Here is a 17,419-nt window from a genome sequence, read left to right as displayed (position 1 = left end):
TTCATCCATGTGCCCCGGGCAATGGATGGGGCCTTTACACCACTCAGTCTGCCTGCTTGCGCAGGAAGGCAGGGATTTCCAGATCTTCCATGCCGCTCGACGACATGGCGTCAACACGAGCCGAAGCCGCGTTGCGCCCGGTGCGCCAGACCGATGGGGTCTTCTTGTCGGCAAAGTCGTTCGCAAAACCGGTGCCCATGGGCATGGCGGTTTGCGCGGCCAGGCCAGTCACTGGTGCGTTCACCGATTGTGGTGTGTAGGCAATGTCGTCCGTGCCCGTACGCAGGCCGGCGCTGCCCTGAATCACCGAGATGGGCTGGCGCTTGGCCACAGGGCGCGACAGGCCGGTGGCCAGCACGGTCACACGGATCTCGTCACCCAGGGTTTCATCGTAAGCTGCGCCGAAGATCACATGCGATTCAGGCGATGCGTAGGCATTGATCGTGCTCATGGCCTGGCGCGATTCGGCCAGCTTCAGGCTGCCCTTGGTCGCCGTCACCAGCACCAGAATGCCCTTGGCACCCGACAGGTCGATACCTTCCAGCAGCGGGCATGCCACCGCTTGCTCTGCAGCAATGCGTGCACGGTCCGGGCCGCTGGCAGTGGCCGTGCCCATCATGGCCTTGCCTGGCTCGCTCATCACGGTCTTCACGTCGGCAAAGTCGACGTTGATGTAGCCGTGGTCGTTGATGATTTCGGAGATGCCGCCAACCGCATTCTTCAGCACGTCGTTGGCGTGCGCAAACGCCTGGTCCTGGGTGATGTCGTCACCCAACACGTCCAGCAGCTTCTCGTTGAGCACCACGATCAGCGAATCCACGTTGGCTTCCAGCTCGGTGAGGCCCCCGTCGGCGTTGGACATGCGACGCTTGCCTTCCCACTCGAACGGCTTGGTCACCACGCCCACGGTGAGGATGCCCATCTCCTTGGCTACGCGTGCGATCACTGGTGCAGCGCCCGTGCCCGTGCCACCACCCATGCCTGCGGTAATGAAGAGCATGTGCGAGCCAGCGATAGCGGAGCGGATATCTTCGATGGCGGATTCGGCTGCCTCACGGCCGTTTTCAGGCTTGCTGCCAGCGCCCAAGCCGGTTTCACCCAACTGGATCACGCGATGGGCATGGCAGCGCTCCAATGCCTGCGCATCGGTGTTGGCCGAAATGAACTCGACACCCTGAACACTGTTGGCGATCATGTGCTCGACAGCGTTGCCGCCGCCGCCGCCCACGCCGATCACCTTGATCTGGGTGCCCTGGTTGAATGTGTTGCCTTCATACATTTCGATGGTCATTGCCTGCTCCTCTCGCTCGCGCGTCAACATGAAAAAATTGGGTTACGGATAATTCACTCTTTAATGAACAAATGGTTGCTGGTGGCCCTATCGGTCGCCAAGGGTCGTGAACCTTGGGCACTGAAGGGCTGCTTTGCGCCAGCCAACAAGTGCTGTCATGCATGGTTAAAAGTTCCCCACAATAAAGTCCTTCAAACGCCCAAAAGCCGATTTCACCGAACCGGTTTTCTGGGCCACCTTGTAGCCACGCATGCGTGCCATGCGGGCTTCTTCCAGCAGGCCCATGACGGTGGCAGCGCGGGGCTGGGCCACCATCTCGGCCAGAGTGCCGGAATACTTGGGAATGCCGCGGCGCACGGGCTTGAGGAAGATGTCCTCCCCCAACTCGACCATGCCCGGCATCACGGCGCTGCCGCCCGTCAGCACAATGCCCGACGACAGCACCTCCTCATAACCTGACTCGCGGATGACTTGCTGCACCAGCGAGAAAATCTCTTCCACACGCGGCTCGATCACACCGGCCAATGCCTGCTTGGACAACAGGCGCGGGCCGCGATCGCCCAGGCCTGGTACATCGACCTGCGTGTCCGGATCGGCCAGCAGCTGCTTGGCACAGCCGCTCTCAACCTTGATGTCTTCCGCATCCTTGGTGGGCGTACGCAGCGCCATGGCGATATCGCTGGTGATCAGGTCGCCGGCAATAGGGATCACCGCCGTGTGGCGAATGGCGCCACCAGTGAAGATCGACACATCGGTGGTGCCTGCACCGATGTCGACCACGGCAACGCCCAGCTCACGCTCGTCATCGGTCAACACGGCCTGGCTCGACGCCAGGGGATTCAGCAGCAGCTGCTCCACTTCCAGGCCACAGCGACGCACGCACTTGATGATGTTCTCGGCCGCACTTTGCGCGCCGGTCACGATATGGATCTTCGACTCCAGGCGCAGGCCGCTCATGCCGATGGGTTCGCGCACATCCTGGCCGTCAATCGCAAACTCCTGCGGCTCCACCAGCAGCAGGCGCTGGTCCGACGGAATATTGATGGCCTTGGCCGTATCCAGCACACGCGCCACATCGGCGGCCGACACTTCCTTGTCCTTGACTGCCACCATGCCGCTGGAATTGATGCCGCGGATGTGGCTGCCCGTGATGCCGGTGTAGACGCGCTGGATGTTCAGGTCGGCCATCAGCTCGGCCTCCTTCAAAGCCTGCTGAATGCTTTGCACCGTGGCATCGATATTCACCACCACACCGCGCTTCAAACCATTGCTAGGCGCCACGCCCAGCCCGGCCAGCTTCAGCTCACCATTGCCCAGCACTTCAGCCACAACCACCATGACTTTGGCCGTGCCGATATCAAGGCCTACCACTACATCTTTGCTGTCTCGTGCCATGGTCAGTTGCCCTCGATGATTGGGTGATTGGTATGGTTCATGTTTCGCATCTCTGAATGTTCTACTTTTTGGGTGCAGGTCTGGCCGCCGAGGTTGAGCCCGTGCTCACACCCTGCATGCGAACGGCATAACCGCCAGCATGGCGCAGGTCGGCAGACGTCAGCGAAGCAACGCTCCGCTTGTACATGCCCGTCACCTCCGGCAGGGACTCGGCAAACTTGCTCACACGCTGGCGCACTTCTGTTTCTGTGCCTTGGCCCATCTCTATCACCGCACCCGATTGCAAGGTAGCCTTCCAGCTGCCGCTGCTGCTTTCGTCCAGCGCAACCAGCGGGTTGTCGAGCTTGGCGTAGATCGGGGCAAGTGCCCGGAACATGCCCAGCACCTCCATCGACCTGCCAGCGCGGCCAGACAGGTGAGGCAGGTTGTGCAGATCCGGGTCTGTGGAATCTCCTTCAAACATCTGGCCATCGCTGTTGAGCAGGCGCGATTCGCCCTCTGCTCCCCAGACGGCCGCCGCATCCTGTTCGGTGATCGTGACCGACAGGGTGTGCGGAAACTCGCGCCGCACCTGAGCCTGACGCACCCACGGCGCCTGCTCGAAAATCTTGCGTGTCTCGTCCAGATCCATGGTGAAGAAGTTGCCCTTGAGCGCTGGCATCACATTGGCCTGTAACGAAACGGCACTGTTGTGCTCCATCTCGCCTTGCACCACGATGCGGGCAATGCTGAGCGCAGGGTGGTGGATGGCCCAGCGCGCACCGGCTGCCAGCACCATGGCGCCGCAACCCACGAACAATGCCGTTGCCAGCATGTTCATGAGTCTGACGTCAAAGGGGACTGGCATGGTCTGTTCCATGGTGTGTCTGTCCTTCTTTCAAACCTCGGCGCCTTGCGCCGCGTCGGTGGATGCCGATGCCAGCAGGTGCAGGCACAGGTCTTCGTAGCTCATGCCGGTGGCGCGAGCAGCCATCGGCACCAGCGAATGGCCGGTCATGCCGGGAGATGTGTTGATCTCCAGCAGGAAAGGCTTGTTGTCGGAGGCACGCACCATCACATCGGCACGCGACCAGCCACGGCACCCCAGGGTGCGGAAGGCCTTTTCCGCCAGATCACCAATGGCAGCCTCCATGTCGGCAGGCAGGCCGCTGGGGCAGAAATACTGCGTGGTGTCGGTGAAGTACTTGTTCTGGTAGTCGTAGTTGCCTTCGGGCGCCACGATCTTGATCACCGGCAATGCCTTCGCATTGCGCCCCTGGCCCAGCACCGCACAGGTAGTCTCCAGGCCTTCAATGAACTGCTCGCACAGCACTTCCGGGTCATAGCGCGATGCCAGTTCGTAGGCCTTGGCGCATTCTTCGGGCGTGCTGATCTTGGACAGGCCGATGGTCGAGCCTTCGCGGGCCGGCTTCACGATCATGGGCGAGCCCAGCGCTACGAGCGCATCACGCGTATCCTGCTCGCTGGCAGCCATGCGCCACTCCGGGGTGGACAGTCCTTCAAAGCGCCAGATGCGCTTGGTCATGATCTTGTCCATCGCAATGCTTGATGCCATGACGCCTGGGCCCGTGTAGGGAATGCCGAGCAGCTCCAGCGCGCCTTGCACCGTGCCATCCTCTCCATGGCGACCATGGAGCGCGATGAAGCAGCGCGCAAAGCCCTGCTTGCGCAGTTCGCCCAGGTCTTGCACGGAAGGATCGAACGCATGCGCATCGACGCCCTTGGATTGCAACGCTGCCAGAACGCCCTTGCCGGACATCAGCGAGACTTCGCGCTCGGCAGAGCTGCCGCCCATCAGCACCGCAACCTTGCCCAGCGCCTTCACATCGATATTCATCATTTTTTCACTCATACCGCGCTCTCCTTCTGCGCAATACGCTCATTATTTGATAGCAAATCCATTACTTTACCGGCCACGGAACCGATCGATCCTGCGCCCATGCACAACAGCACATCGCCATCCTTGGCATGGTCCACAATCGCTTGCGGCAGCTCGGCAATCTGTTCTACAAAGATGGGCTCGACCTTGCCTGCCACGCGCACCGCGCGCGCCAGTGCCCGGCCATCGGCCGCCACAATCGGTGCTTCGCCAGCGGCATACACCTCGGCCAGCAACACGGCGTCGGCGCCACCGATCACCTTGACGAAATCCTCGAAGCAATCGCGTGTGCGGGTGTAGCGATGGGGCTGGAAGGCCAGCACCAGACGACGGCCCGGGAACGCGCCGCGCGCGGCCGCAATGGTGGCAGCCATTTCGACGGGGTGATGGCCGTAATCGTCAATAACGGTGAACTTTCCACCATCTGCCAGGCTTGCTTCGCCATAGCGCTGAAAACGGCGGCCCACACCCTTGAAACCTGCCAGTCCACGCAGCAGGGCTGCGTCATCCAGTCCCAACGCCATGGCCACACCAATGACAGACAGCGCATTGAGCACGTTGTGTTCGCCAGGCAGGTTGAGCACCACATCCAGATCTGGCAGGCCTTCGGCAGTACGGCGCTGCACGGTGAAGCGCATCTGGCCGTTGTCGGCGTGTACATCGACCGCACGGATCTGTGCAGCCTCGTTCAATCCGTAGGTCGTGACCGTGCAGGCTACGCGGTCCACAATCTCGGCCACGGCAGGGCTGTCGGTGCAGACGATGGCGTTGCCGTAGAACGGCATGCGGTTGAGGAAATCGACGAACGCCGATTTAAGACGGCCGAAGTCGTGGCCATAGGTGTCCATGTGGTCGGCATCGATGTTGGTGACCACCGCCATTACGGGTAGCAGATTCAGGAACGACGCATCCGACTCATCGGCCTCGACCACGATGTACTCACCGCTGCCCAGCCGCGCATTGGCACCTGCACTGTTGAGCTTGCCGCCAATCACAAAGGTCGGGTCCCAGCCCGCTTCGGCCAGCACGCTCGTGACCAGGCTGGTGGTGGTGGTCTTGCCGTGTGTCCCGGCAATGGCGATGCCTTTGCGCAGACGCATCAACTCTGCCAGCATCTGCGCGCGGGGCACCACAGGAATGTTCTTGGCGCGTGCGGCCAGCACCTCGGGGTTGTCAGCCTGTACCGCCGTGGAGGTAACCACGGCCTGTGCGTTGGCGATATGCGCCGCATCATGGCCGACAAAGGTGGTGATGCCTGCGTCGCGCAGGTGCTGCAAGGTGGCACCGTCGGACAGATCCGAACCCGACACCACATAGCCCAGGTTGTGCAGCACCTCGGCAATGCCGCTCATGCCGGCGCCACCGATACCCACGAAGTGAATGCGCTGGATGGCGTGCTTCATCGTGCCACCTCCTCGCAAGCTTGAGCCACACGTTGTGCGGCTTCCAGTTTCTGCATTGTTTTTGCCTTTTGCGCTTTCTCCACCAACGTGGAGCGCTCTATATTTTCTAGCATTTCAGCCAGATTTTGTGCGCTTAGAACGCTTTGTTGCACCAACCACCCTGCACCGCAATCCACCAGGAAACGCGCATTGGCCGTCTGGTGGTCATCCACTGCGGCAGGGAAAGGAACGAACACCGCAGCGGCACCCACGGCGGCCAGCTCCGTCACCGTGCTGGCACCCGCGCGGCAGACGATGATGTCCGCGTCGGCATAGGCCTTGGCGGCGTCGTCAATGAACGGGGTCAAGGTGGCTTGCACACCTGCTGCCGCATAGTTGGCCTGCAGCGCGTCGATCTGCTTGGCGCCGCTTTGGTGAGTGACCCGTGGCCGAGAGGCCTCAGGCATCAGGGCCAGCGCCTGGGGGACCACCTCGTTCAGCGCCTTGGCGCCCAGGCTGCCGCCCACCACCAGCAAATGCAGAGGGCCCGTGCGGCCCGCAAAGCGGACTGCTGGCTCGGGTTGCTGCGTGAACTCTGCTCGCAAAGGGTTGCCTACCCATTCGGCGCCAGCAATCGCCTCAGGGAAGGCGCTGAACACGCGCTTGGCAAAACGCGCCAGCAACTTGTTGGCCATGCCGGCAACCGAGTTCTGCTCATGCAGCACCATGGGCACCCCGCTCAATACTGCAGCGAGCCCACCAGGAACGGTGATGTAACCACCCATGCCGACCACCACATCGGGCTTCACACTGCGCAGCACGGCACGCGCCTGCGACAGCGCCTTGGCCATGCGCAGGGGCAGGTCCAGCAAGGATGCAGCCCCCTTGCCGCGCACACCGGAAAACTCCACCCTCTCCAGCGGAAAACCCCGTGGTGGAACGAGGCGCTCTTCCATGCTGCCGGGAGCACCCAGCCAATGCACGGTCCAGCCGCGGTCGCGCAGCTCTTGCGCCACGGCCAGCCCCGGGAAAATGTGTCCCCCTGTACCACCAGCCATGATGAGTGCGGTCTTGCTCATGAGCGCGCACCTCCCGCACTCATCGCCTTGTTCTCGCAATCAATGCGTAGCACGATGGCGATGGCAACCAGGTTCATCAAGATGGCCGAGCCGCCAAAGCTCATCAACGGCAGCGTCAAGCCTTTGGTTGGCAGGGCACCCAGGTTCACCCCCACGTTGATGAAGGTCTGGAAACCGATCCAGATGGCAACCCCCTGGGCCACTAGGCCCGAGAAGATCCGGTCCATTCGGATGGCCTGGCGGCCGATCTCGACAATGCGGCGGATCATGAAGAAGAACAGGCCCAGCAGGATCACAATGCCCACCAGCCCCAGTTCCTCCCCAATCACGGCCAGCAGGAAGTCAGTATGCGCTTCGGGCAGCCAGTGGAGCTTTTCCACACTGCCGCCCAGGCCCACACCAAAAATCTCACCCCGCCCGATTGCAATCAGCGAATGCGACAACTGGTAGCCTTTGCCCAGGGCATGCTTTTCGCTCCATGGGTCCAGGTAGGCAAAGATACGTTCGCGGCGCCATTCGGATGTCATCACGATCATGGCAAAGGCTGCCACCAGAATGAGCGCGATGATGAAGAACATGCGTGCATTGACGCCGCCCAGAAACAGGATGCCCATGGCGATCACGGCAATCACCATGAACGCCCCCATGTCAGGCTCGGCGAGCAGCAGTGCGCCGACAATGCCTACCGCCAGGCCCATGGGCAGCACGGCACGGAAGAAGCGCTCCTTCACCTCCATCTTTCGGACCATGTAATCAGCCGCGTACATGATGACGGCGATCTTGGCCAGCTCGGACGGCTGGAAGTTCATGATACCCAGCGACAGCCAGCGGCGCGCGCCGTTTACCACCGTGCCCACATGCGGAATCAGCACCGCAATCAGCATGAGAATGGAGCCGATGAAGAGCCAGGGCGCCCAGCGCTCCCAGACCTTCATGGGAATCTGGAATGCCAGCACCGCAGCCACAAAGCCCAGCCCCACGCTCAGCAGGTGGCGCTGGAAGAAATAGTAATGCGCAATCTTGCCGAAGCGAGGGTTGTCCGGCATGGCAATCGAGGCAGAGAACACCATGACGATGCCCCACGACAGAATTGCCACCACCAGCCAGATCAGCACCTGGTCGGCACCAAAGAAACTGGCTGTGTTGGTAGGCATCTGGCGGTACTCATTGCCACCCACGCGCACCGGCAGAATGTCGACAGGCTTCTCACCTGCCGGCTTGAACCAGCCACCAAACTTGTCACGCAGTGCTGTGGTTGCGCTCATGGCTGCACCTCCAGGCTGCTGCCTTTTTCTTCGGCCAGTGTGGCGACCGCCTGGCAGAACACCTCGGCACGGTGGGCATAGTTCCTGAACATATCCAGACTGGCACAGGCCGGAGACATCAGCACCGCATCACCCGCGCGGGCCTGCTGGCTGCATAGCTGCACCGCCTCTTCCATGGTCTGCGCATGCTGCATCGGCACATGCGTGTCGGCCAGCGCTTCTTCGATCAGCGGCGCATCGCGGCCAATCAATACCACCGTGCGCGCATAGCGCAACACAGGATCTGCCAGCGGCGAGAAGTCCTGGCCTTTGCCGTCGCCACCCAGGATCAGAACAATTTTGCGGTCCGCGCCCAGCCCCATCAGGGCCGCAACCGTTGCACCGACATTGGTGCCCTTGCTGTCGTCGAAGTACTCGATGTCATCCACCACGCCAATGGGCTCGACACGGTGGCGTTCGCCCCGGTACTCGCGCAGGCCAAACAGCATCGGGCCGAACGCTGCGCCCGCGGCATGGCCCAGCGCCAGCGCAGCCAGTGCGTTCATGGCGTTGTGGCGACCGCGAATGCGCAAGGCATCGGCCGGCATCAGGCGCTGTACAAAAATTTCGTCGCTCGCAGCCTGGTTGCGCTTGTTGCTGGCACTGTTGCCATCATCTTGCGCCCGCACCAGCCATGCCATGCCATTGACCACTTCCAGCCCGAAATCGCCAGGCTGGCTGGGCATATCCAACCCAAAGCTGATGTGCGCGCGCAATTGAGGGCGTTGGAGCTTGATGCGTACGGGTGGCGGCAGCATTTCCATCACCATCGAATCATCACGGTTGAGCACCATCAAGGCGCTCTTGCCAAAGATTCGGGCCTTGGCGGCGGCATAGGCCTGCATGCTGCCGTGCCAGTCCAGGTGATCCTGCGTGATGTTGAGCACCGTGGCGGCCGTCGGCTCGAATGCATGCGCGTCTTCGAGCTGAAAGCTGGACAGCTCCAGCACCCAGGCCTGCGGCAGGTCTTCGGCATCGATGCGTTCAGACAAGGTATCAAGCAAGGTCGGGCCGATGTTGCCAGCCACCGCAGTGCGGATACCGGCGTGCTCAAGCAGTTGCCCCGTAAGCGAGGTGACTGTGGTCTTGCCATTGGTGCCAGTGATGGCCAGCACCTTGGGTTGGTAGCCATGCGCTTGCGCGAGGCCGCCCAGCGCCATTGAGAAAAGGTCGAGCTCGCCACTGACGGGCAGGCCAATGGCTCGCGCGGCCTCCACAACCGGGGCTACGACAGCAGGACTCAGGCCTGGAGAGCGGTATACCGCGCCCATACTCTGGCCATCAATCAAGGCAGCAGACAAGTCGCCCGCCACAAAGCGTACCGCAGGCAACTCCGTCTGCAATTGGGCAAGCTGGGGCGGCGCTTCGCGCGTGTCTGCCACAGTCACTTCCGCGCCTGCGCGCACGCACCAGCGTGCCATGGCGAGGCCAGAGGCGCCCAAGCCCAGCACCAGCACCCGCTGCCCCTGCAGGTGCTGTACTTGACCTTGCGGCCACTGCACTGGCACCGGTGGGTATTCCACCGCCTGCTCGGCAGGCTGTGCGGCTACTGCCGTCACTTCACCACTGGCGGCATCGGAGATGCTGGGGTCTGCAAAAATCTGCGCCACAAAGGCGGCAGCATCCTTGGCCGCCGTCAGTGTGGATACATCAGGAATGGGCTCTGCAACAGGCGCGGCAAGCTCAACGACTGCATCAGGTGCCACAGGCGCGGCAGCATTTCCCTCATCGGCACTGGGCGCTGCAGATGCGTCCCCCTCCACCACATCACCTTGCGGCACTGGCGGCGCAGCTCCATCTTCGACAGCAAAGGCTGCCACGGGCTCAGAAGCAATTGGTGCCTGCATTCCTTGCACCAGCGTCGCATTTTCATCCGCTGCGTGCGGCGCAGAATCAGCCACCGGCGCAGTGCCACCCGGCGCCATCGCAGGGTTGTCGGTGAGGGGTTTGAAGGCTTCGGCAGACATGGTGTTTACCTCAGCTTCAGGGTGGACAGGCCAATCAGGCACAGCAGCATGGTGATGATCCAGAAGCGCACCACAACCTGCGTCTCCTTCCAGCCACTCTTTTCGAAATGGTGGTGGAGCGGCGCCATCTTCAGCAGCCGGCGGCCTTCGCCATAACGCTTTTTGGTGTACTTGAACCACACCACCTGCATCATCACCGACACGGCCTCGGCCACGAATACCCCGCCCATGATGGCCAGCACAATTTCCTGGCGCACGATGACGGCGATGGTGCCCAGCGCACCGCCCAGCGCCAATGCGCCCACATCCCCCATGAAGACCTGCGCTGGATGGGTGTTGAACCACAGGAAGGCCAGACCCGCGCCAAGCATGGCACAGCAGAAAATGAGCAGCTCACCTGCGCCACCAATGTGCGGAAAGAGCAGGTAACGCGAGAAATTGACAGAGCCTGTGACGTAGGCGAACACACCCAGGGCCGAACCCACCATCACCACCGGCATGATGGCCAGGCCATCCAGGCCATCGGTCAGATTGACGGCATTGCTGGAGCCAACGATCACCAGGTATGTCAGGATCACAAAGCCAAGCACGCCCAGCGGATAGCTCACCTCCTTGAAGAAGGGAACCATCAACCCAGCCTTGGGCGGCAGATCAAGCGAAAACCCGGATTTGACCCAGCTGACAAAGAGGCTCCACACCTCGGTATTGGTGTTCTCGGAAATACAGAACACCAGATACAAGGCAGCGCCCAGGCCGATGATCGACTGCCACATGTATTTCTCGCGCGAGCGCATGCCTTCGGGGTCTTTGTTGACCACCTTGCGCCAATCGTCCACCCAGCCAATGGCGCCAAAGCCAAAGGTCACCGCAAGAACGACCCAGACGAAGCGGTTGGAGAGATCGAACCACAGCAGGGTCGAAATCAGGATCGACAGCAGGATCAGCACGCCACCCATGGTCGGCGTGCCGCTCTTGCTCAAATGAGACTGCATGGCATAGCCCCGAATGGGCTGGCCGATCTTCAGGGCGCTCAAGGTGCGGATCACCTTGGGGCCAGCCACAAGCCCGATGATCAAGGCGGTCAGCGCCGCCATCACGGCGCGGAACGTCAGGTACTGGAAGATCCGCAGAAAGCTGAACTCCGGCGACAAGCTTTGCAACCAACTGGCGAGCAGTATCAGCATGCTGCCTCCTTGCAGGTGCCCTGCGCATTGTCTGTCTTGCCTGCACAGGCTTGCATCGCCTGCACCACTTGCTCCATCTTCATGAACCGCGAACCCTTGACCAACACACTGCCTACATGAGGCATCACCGCACATACCGCCTCTTGCAAGGCCTGCATGCTCTCAAAATGCCGAGCGCCTGCACCAAACGCTGAGGCAGCAAATGCACTCTGTGCACCCAGCGCAAACAATTGCGGAATGCCTTTCTGCTGTGCCAGCGTGCCTGCTTCCGCATGGAATTGCGGACCGTTGTCGCCGACCTCACCCATATCGCCGAGCACCAGCAGTTGCGGTGCAGGCAACTCGCGCAGCACCTCAATGGCGGCCTCGACCGAATCGGGATTGGCGTTGTAGGTGTCATCCACCACGGTGACCTTACCCGCGGGCGTTGCCACCGACAGCGCACGCGACCGGCCCTTGACTGGCTCGAACGCAGTCAATCCTTGCGCAATGGCAGCGATTGGTACACCCGCTGCATGCGCGCATGCAGCAGCAGCCAGCGCATTGCGCACGTTGTGCCGGCCTGCTATTTGCAGCGCAACGGCCGCACTGCCGGATGGTGTGTACAGCTCCAGCGTCCAGGCGCCGTCGCCCCAGGCCACATTGCGGGCAAATACCTGGGCACCGTCAGCCTCGTCGCCAAACAGCAAACTGGTGCGGGCGCCAGCCAAGCCTTGCCACAGCGACGTGTACAAATCGCCTGCCGGGAAAACCGCCACGCCGTTGACAGGCAATGCAGACAGCACGCTTCCGTTTTCACGCGCCACCGCCTCAACGGTATGCATGAATTCCTGGTGTTCACGCTGTGCGTTGTTGACCAGAGCCACCGTCGGCTGCGCCATGGCGGCCAGCAGCGCAATTTCACCGGGATGGTTCATGCCCAGCTCCACCACACCGATGCGGTGGTCTGCAGTCATACCCAGCAAGGTGAGTGGTACGCCGATTTCATTGTTCAAATTGCCGCGGGTGGCAAACGCAGCGTCACCTGCATGCGCCCGCAGGATGGACGCAATCATTTGCGTGACCGTGGTCTTGCCGTTGCTGCCCGTGACCGCCACCATAGGCAAGGCAAACTGCGCACGCCATGCGGTAGCCAGCGCCCCCAAGGCCTTGAGGGTATCCGGCACCACAATGCCGGGCAGGCCTGCGCTGACAGGATCGACGCTGCACAATGCGGCGACCGCGCCCGCCGACCTGGCTTGCGCCAGAAACACGTTTCCGTCAAAGCGCTCACCCTTGAGCGCCACAAACAAATCACCAAGCTGCAGGCTGCGCGAATCGGAGTGCACACGCAGCAGCGGCACTGCACCGTCACCCACAAGCCTTGCCTGTGGGATGTGCTGCTGGATGAACCCCAGCGCCTGGTGCAGGGTCATCATCGTCATAGTTGTTCTTTCCGCTTGGCCAGCGCCGCCTTCGCCTGCGCTGTGTCGAGAAACGGGTGCTTCACACCTGCAATCTCCTGATAGTCTTCATGCCCCTTGCCTGCCACCAGGATCACGTCCTCGCTGGCGGCCCGGCACACGGCTTCGCCGATTGCGGCAGCACGGTCGGCCTGCACATGCCAATGCGCGCTTTTCGACATGCCTTGCACGATGTCCTCAATGATGGCCAATGGCGCCTCGCCGCGGGGGTTGTCACTGGTCACGATCACTTCATCTGCCTGGGTTTGCGCAATGCGCCCCATCTGTGGGCGCTTGGTGGCATCACGGTTGCCGCCGCAGCCGAATACGCACCAGAGCTTGCCAGCGCGTTGCGCTGCAAGCGGTCGCAAGGCCTGCAAGGCTTTCTCCAGTGCATCGGGCGTGTGCGAGTAGTCGACCGCAATCAGAGGCGCTCCGGCTTCGGTTACCTGCTCCATGCGGCCAGGCACAGCGGCCATTCCAGCGCATGCATCCACTGCCTGCTGCAGGCCCACGCCCAGCGCTCGCACGCAGGCAATCACCTCCAGCAGGTTGAGCACGTTGTACTGACCGATCACCTGGCTGTGAAGCGTGACGGGCTTGCCGCCTTCCACCACCTCAAACACCAGGCCCCGCTCGCCAGCACGGATGTCTCGCGCCGACAGACGCGCAGCCGAGTCGTCAGCGATCGAGACCGTCCACAAGTCGAGCGCCTCAGCCGCCAATTCGGTCGCCAGTTGCGCCCCCTTGGGGTCGTCCACATTCACCACCGCAGCCTGCAAGCCAGGCCACGCGAAAAGCGCACGCTTGGCTGCCCAATAGGCGTCCATGTTGCCGTGGTAATCCAGGTGGTCCTGGGTGAAGTTGGTGAAGATCGCAGCCTTGATGCGCGTACCAGCAAGCCGGTGCTCCTCGATGCCAATGGACGAAGCTTCGATGGCGCAGGCGCCGTAACCCGCATCCACAAAATTGCGGAATGCGCGCTGCAGCAATACGGGGTCGGGGGTGGTCATCCCCGTCACATCCAGCTGGTGTGGTGGGATGCCGACGCCCAGGGTCCCCACCAGCGCACTGCCGCGGTGCGGCAACACCCCTGCTTCGGCCAGATGCGCCACGGCTTGTGCCAGCCACCAGCTGATGCTGGTCTTGCCATTGGTGCCGGTGATCGCCAGCACGTCCAGCGACTGGCTGGGCTCACCAAACCATGCGTTGGCAATTTTGCCCGTTGCCGCCTTGAGTTCAGGCATGGCCGCCACAGGCATGCCCGCGAAATCGAATTGCTCCATGCCAGCTTGCTCGACCAGGCACGCAGCAGCGCCACGCTGCACGGCTTGCGCCACGTAGGCACGGCCATCGGTGACGCCGCCAGGCCAGGCAATGAAGGCATCGCCGGGCTGCACCTTGCGGCTGTCGGTCTGCAAGGTACCACCGGTAACACGAGCCTTGAGCCAAGCCATGGCTTCATCCACGCTGCGCAGCAGTTGAGGAGTCGCATTCATAGCGGCTCCTCCACTTCGTTGGCAACGATTTGCGGCTTGACGGTCATATCAGGCTGCACACCCATCAGGCGCAAGGTCTGCTGCACGACTTCACTGAACACAGGGCCTGCCACCGTACCGCCATAGAAGCTGCCTTGCGATGGCTCGTCGATCATCACCGCGACAATGATGCGCGGATTCTCGATTGGAGCGATGCCAGTGAACCACGCGCGGTACTTGCCCGCTGCATAGCCCTTGCCTTGCTGCTTGCGCGCGGTACCGGATTTGCCGCCGATCGAGTAGCCCACGGTCTGCGCCTTCTGGCCGGTGCCACCAGGCCCTGCCGCCAGCCACAGCATGTGACGCACTTGCTCTGCCGTTTTCTTCGAAAACACGGGTGTGCCTGCCGGGCGGCCCACACTCTTGAGCATGGTGGCCGGAATCACGTTGCCGTCATTGGAGAAGACCGTGTACGAGCGGGCCATCTGGAACAGCGAAGCCGACAGGCCATAGCCATAGGAGATGGTGGCCTGCTCCACAGGCTTCCAGCTCTTCCAGGGACGCAGGCGGCCACTGGCCGCGCCGGGGAAGGCGATCTGCGGCTTCTGCCCATAACCCAGGGCGGAGTGCACATTCCACATTTCCTGCGCCGACATTTTCTGCGCCACCTTGAGCGCGCCCACGTTGCTCGACTTCTGGATCACGCCGTCCACGGTCAGCGCACCATAGTTGTGGGTGTCGGTGATCGTGAAGCCGCCAATGGCATAGCGACCCGGCGTGGTGTCGATGATGGTGGTGTTCTTGACACGCCCCAGCTCCAGCGCGGTTCCCACGGTGATCGGCTTCATGGTCGAGCCTGGCTCGAAGGTATCGGTGATGGCGCGGTTGCGCAGCTGTTCGCCGGTCAGCCGCAGGCGGTTGTTCGGGTCATAGCTGGGGTAGTTGGCCAGCGCCAGCACTTCGCCCGTGTGCGCATCCATCACCACCACGCTACCTGCCTTGGCCTTGAAGGCGGCAACCTGGTCGCGCAGCTTCTGGTAGGCGAAGAACTGCACCTTGCTGTCAATGGAGAGCTGGATGTCCTGGCCTTCCTGTGGCGGAGTTTCGACGCCCACGCCTTCCACCACGCGCCCCAGGCGGTCCTTGATGACACGGCGCGAGCCGGCCTTGCCACCCAGTTCCTTGTCGAAGGCCAGCTCCATGCCTTCCTGGCCATGGTCTTCCACATTGGTGAAGCCCACGACGTGGGCTGCAGATTCACCTTCCGGGTATTGGCGCTTGTATTCCTTGCGCAGGTAGATGCCCTTGACATCCAGCGTCTTGATCTTCTGGCCGATGTCCCAATCCAGCTGCCGCTTGATCCAGACAAAGCTCTTGTCTTCGTCAGCCAGTTTGGCATTGAGCTGGGTGTAGGGCATACCCATCAGCTTGGCGATCTCGCGCAGCTTGGATTGGGTGGCCGCATCGTCCTGGTCCACATCCTCGGGAATCGCCCAGATGCTGGCGGCCGGCACGCTGGAAGCTAGGATCAGGCCATTGCGATCCAGCAACCTGCCACGATTGGCGGGCAATTCGATAGTGCGCGCAAAGCGCACTTCGCCCTGCCGCAGGAAGAAGTCATTGCCGATCACCTGCACGTAGGCTGCGCGCCCGATCAGGCAGAAAAAACCCAGTGCGAGCGCCAGCATGACGAAGCGGCTGCGCCACATGGGCGTACGCTCGGCAAGCAGCGGGCTGGTGGAGTAACGCATGTCGCGGCTCATTGCGCAGCTCCCACGCCAGGCTCGGGCACATACACAGTCACCGCAGGCGTTGCCGTCTGCATTCCCATCTTGTCGCGCGCCAACTGCTCCAGGCGCAGCGGCGTGGCCTGGGCACGCTTTTCCACCTGCAGGCGCTGGTGGTCGGTTTCCAACTGGCGCGACTGCGCCACCGTGCGGTCCAGCTCGGTGAACAGCTTGCGCGCTTCATACTGTGACTGCACCAGCGCCATGGCGCTGAGGATCGACAGAATCAGCAAAAGGATATTCAGGCGCAGCAGCACAGATATCCTTTCGTCTTGAATGCGGGCAGGTACAGCGCGCTCATGCTGGCACCTCCGTACGCTCTGCCACGCGCATCACGGCACTGCGGGCACGTGCATTGGCCGCAACTTCCGCCTCGCTGGGCTTGACACGCTCCAGAGCCTTGAGGCGCATGGGCTGCGGCGCCGCAAAGGGCGCGCGGCGGTCATAGACCTCTTTGGAATGCCTGGCAATGAATTGCTTGACGATGCGGTCTTCCAGCGAATGGAAGCTGATCACCACCAGCCGGCCGCCAGGCGCCAGCACCCGCAGGCTGGCCTCTAGCGCCTGCTCGAGCTCCTCAAGCTCGGCATTGATGAAAATCCGAAGAGCCTGGAATGTGCGCGTGGCAGGGTTTTGCCCAGCCTCGCGGGTCTTGACTGCGCCAGCCACGAGCTCGGCCAGATCGGCAGTGGTGGCGACTGGCGAGCCAGCCTCCCGCCGCGCAACAATCGCCTTTGCAATGGGGCCAGCAAACCGTTCTTCACCGAAGTCACGTATCACCTCCGCAATCTGCTGCATTTCCGCCTCTTGCAACCACTCGGCCACGCTTTGGCCGCGAGTGGTGTCCATGCGCATGTCGAGCGGGCCGTCGAAGCGGAAACTGAACCCGCGCTCAGGACTGTCGATCTGGGGCGAGCTCACACCCAGATCCAGCAACACTCCGGCAACCGATGCAGCCGGGAGTTCCGCCATGTGGCTGAAGCCTTGGTGGCGAATGGAAAACCGGGCGTCACTGATGCGCGCCGCCTCGGCAATGGCCTCCACATCCTTGTCAAAAGCAATCAACCGCCCATTGGGCGGCAGTTGGGACAGCACCAGGCGCGAATGCCCGCCGCGCCCGAAGGTGCCATCGACAAAGATGGGGTCCTGGTCCACAGATGCCTGCAGCAAGGCGTCAACCGCCTCGTTCAGCAGGACGGTGGTGTGTTGATAGTTCTTGTTTTCCACACGC

Annotated in this window: 14 protein-coding genes; all 14 read right to left on the bottom strand. The window is 62.1% G+C overall.

Features of this window, described 5'->3' with window-relative positions:
- Positions 1 to 43: 43 nt before the first annotated feature.
- Complete coding sequence (ftsZ, locus tag LAD35_RS03180) at positions 44 to 1,291, bottom strand: cell division protein FtsZ (protein WP_184706307.1); 1,248 nt, start codon at positions 1,289 to 1,291, stop codon at positions 44 to 46.
- 165 nt (positions 1,292 to 1,456) lie between these two features.
- The gene (gene ftsA, locus LAD35_RS03175; RefSeq protein ID WP_184706309.1) at positions 1,457 to 2,686 is read right to left on the bottom strand and encodes a cell division protein FtsA; all 1,230 of its coding nucleotides are present in this window, start codon (positions 2,684 to 2,686) and stop codon (positions 1,457 to 1,459) included.
- 61 nt (positions 2,687 to 2,747) lie between these two features.
- Positions 2,748 to 3,545, bottom strand: coding sequence for a cell division protein FtsQ/DivIB (locus tag LAD35_RS03170; RefSeq protein ID WP_224151275.1), 798 nt, complete (start codon positions 3,543 to 3,545; stop codon positions 2,748 to 2,750).
- Positions 3,546 to 3,563: 18 nt separating this feature from the next.
- Positions 3,564 to 4,538 carry a D-alanine--D-alanine ligase gene (locus tag LAD35_RS03165; protein WP_224151274.1) on the bottom strand — a complete coding sequence of 325 codons (975 nt, stop codon included), beginning with the start codon at positions 4,536 to 4,538 and terminating at the stop codon, positions 3,564 to 3,566.
- Positions 4,535 to 5,968, bottom strand: coding sequence for a UDP-N-acetylmuramate--L-alanine ligase (gene murC, locus LAD35_RS03160; protein ID WP_224151273.1), 1,434 nt, complete (start codon positions 5,966 to 5,968; stop codon positions 4,535 to 4,537). Before murC ends, LAD35_RS03165 begins: the two co-directional genes overlap by 4 nt.
- Complete coding sequence (murG, locus tag LAD35_RS03155; protein WP_224151272.1) at positions 5,965 to 7,026, bottom strand: undecaprenyldiphospho-muramoylpentapeptide beta-N-acetylglucosaminyltransferase; 1,062 nt, start codon at positions 7,024 to 7,026, stop codon at positions 5,965 to 5,967. Before murG ends, murC begins: the two co-directional genes overlap by 4 nt.
- Positions 7,023 to 8,291, bottom strand: coding sequence for a putative lipid II flippase FtsW (ftsW, locus tag LAD35_RS03150; protein ID WP_224151271.1), 1,269 nt, complete (start codon positions 8,289 to 8,291; stop codon positions 7,023 to 7,025). Before ftsW ends, murG begins: the two co-directional genes overlap by 4 nt.
- Positions 8,288 to 10,297, bottom strand: a complete 2,010-nt coding sequence (gene murD / locus LAD35_RS03145) for a UDP-N-acetylmuramoyl-L-alanine--D-glutamate ligase (protein ID WP_224151270.1) — start codon at positions 10,295 to 10,297, stop codon at positions 8,288 to 8,290. The genes ftsW and murD overlap by 4 nt, the downstream gene beginning before the upstream one ends.
- A 5-nt stretch (positions 10,298 to 10,302) precedes the next feature.
- Positions 10,303 to 11,481, bottom strand: coding sequence for a phospho-N-acetylmuramoyl-pentapeptide-transferase (mraY, locus tag LAD35_RS03140; RefSeq protein ID WP_224151269.1), 1,179 nt, complete (start codon positions 11,479 to 11,481; stop codon positions 10,303 to 10,305).
- Entirely contained in the window at positions 11,475 to 12,899 is a 1,425-nt protein-coding gene (locus LAD35_RS03135; RefSeq protein ID WP_224152573.1) for a UDP-N-acetylmuramoyl-tripeptide--D-alanyl-D-alanine ligase, read from the bottom strand. The genes mraY and LAD35_RS03135 overlap by 7 nt, the downstream gene beginning before the upstream one ends.
- Before the next feature lie 2 nt (positions 12,900 to 12,901).
- Complete coding sequence (locus LAD35_RS03130; protein WP_224151268.1) at positions 12,902 to 14,422, bottom strand: UDP-N-acetylmuramoyl-L-alanyl-D-glutamate--2,6-diaminopimelate ligase; 1,521 nt, start codon at positions 14,420 to 14,422, stop codon at positions 12,902 to 12,904.
- Complete coding sequence (locus LAD35_RS03125; RefSeq protein WP_224151267.1) at positions 14,419 to 16,164, bottom strand: peptidoglycan D,D-transpeptidase FtsI family protein; 1,746 nt, start codon at positions 16,162 to 16,164, stop codon at positions 14,419 to 14,421. The genes LAD35_RS03130 and LAD35_RS03125 overlap by 4 nt, the downstream gene beginning before the upstream one ends.
- Positions 16,161 to 16,442, bottom strand: a complete 282-nt coding sequence (gene ftsL, locus LAD35_RS03120) for a cell division protein FtsL (RefSeq protein WP_224152572.1) — start codon at positions 16,440 to 16,442, stop codon at positions 16,161 to 16,163. Before ftsL ends, LAD35_RS03125 begins: the two co-directional genes overlap by 4 nt.
- Positions 16,443 to 16,485: 43 nt before the next feature.
- Positions 16,486 to 17,415, bottom strand: coding sequence for a 16S rRNA (cytosine(1402)-N(4))-methyltransferase RsmH (rsmH, locus tag LAD35_RS03115; protein WP_224151266.1), 930 nt, complete (start codon positions 17,413 to 17,415; stop codon positions 16,486 to 16,488).
- Positions 17,416 to 17,419: the final 4 nt, after the last annotated feature.

Source organism: Comamonas odontotermitis (assembly GCF_020080045.1).
Lineage (GTDB): Bacteria > Pseudomonadota > Gammaproteobacteria > Burkholderiales > Burkholderiaceae_C > Comamonas > Comamonas odontotermitis.
The sequence above is the reverse complement of the archived record's forward strand: the minus strand, read 5'-3'. Positions and strand labels throughout refer to the sequence as shown.

What these genes read in the sequence shown, in the direction of transcription:
- ftsZ (WP_184706307.1), bottom strand. Translation starts at nt 1,291, where the DNA reads ATGACCATCGAAATGTATGAAGGCAACACATTCAACCAGGGCACCCAG.
- ftsA (WP_184706309.1), bottom strand. Translation starts at nt 2,686, where the DNA reads ATGGCACGAGACAGCAAAGATGTAGTGGTAGGCCTTGATATCGGCACG.
- LAD35_RS03170 (WP_224151275.1), bottom strand. Translation starts at nt 3,545, where the DNA reads ATGGAACAGACCATGCCAGTCCCCTTTGACGTCAGACTCATGAACATG.
- LAD35_RS03165 (WP_224151274.1), bottom strand. Translation starts at nt 4,538, where the DNA reads ATGAGTGAAAAAATGATGAATATCGATGTGAAGGCGCTGGGCAAGGTT.
- murC (WP_224151273.1), bottom strand. Translation starts at nt 5,968, where the DNA reads ATGAAGCACGCCATCCAGCGCATTCACTTCGTGGGTATCGGTGGCGCC.
- murG (WP_224151272.1), bottom strand. Translation starts at nt 7,026, where the DNA reads ATGAGCAAGACCGCACTCATCATGGCTGGTGGTACAGGGGGACACATT.
- ftsW (WP_224151271.1), bottom strand. Translation starts at nt 8,291, where the DNA reads ATGAGCGCAACCACAGCACTGCGTGACAAGTTTGGTGGCTGGTTCAAG.
- murD (WP_224151270.1), bottom strand. Translation starts at nt 10,297, where the DNA reads ATGTCTGCCGAAGCCTTCAAACCCCTCACCGACAACCCTGCGATGGCG.
- mraY (WP_224151269.1), bottom strand. Translation starts at nt 11,481, where the DNA reads ATGCTGATACTGCTCGCCAGTTGGTTGCAAAGCTTGTCGCCGGAGTTC.
- LAD35_RS03135 (WP_224152573.1), bottom strand. Translation starts at nt 12,899, where the DNA reads ATGATGACCCTGCACCAGGCGCTGGGGTTCATCCAGCAGCACATCCCA.
- LAD35_RS03130 (WP_224151268.1), bottom strand. Translation starts at nt 14,422, where the DNA reads ATGAATGCGACTCCTCAACTGCTGCGCAGCGTGGATGAAGCCATGGCT.
- LAD35_RS03125 (WP_224151267.1), bottom strand. Translation starts at nt 16,164, where the DNA reads ATGAGCCGCGACATGCGTTACTCCACCAGCCCGCTGCTTGCCGAGCGT.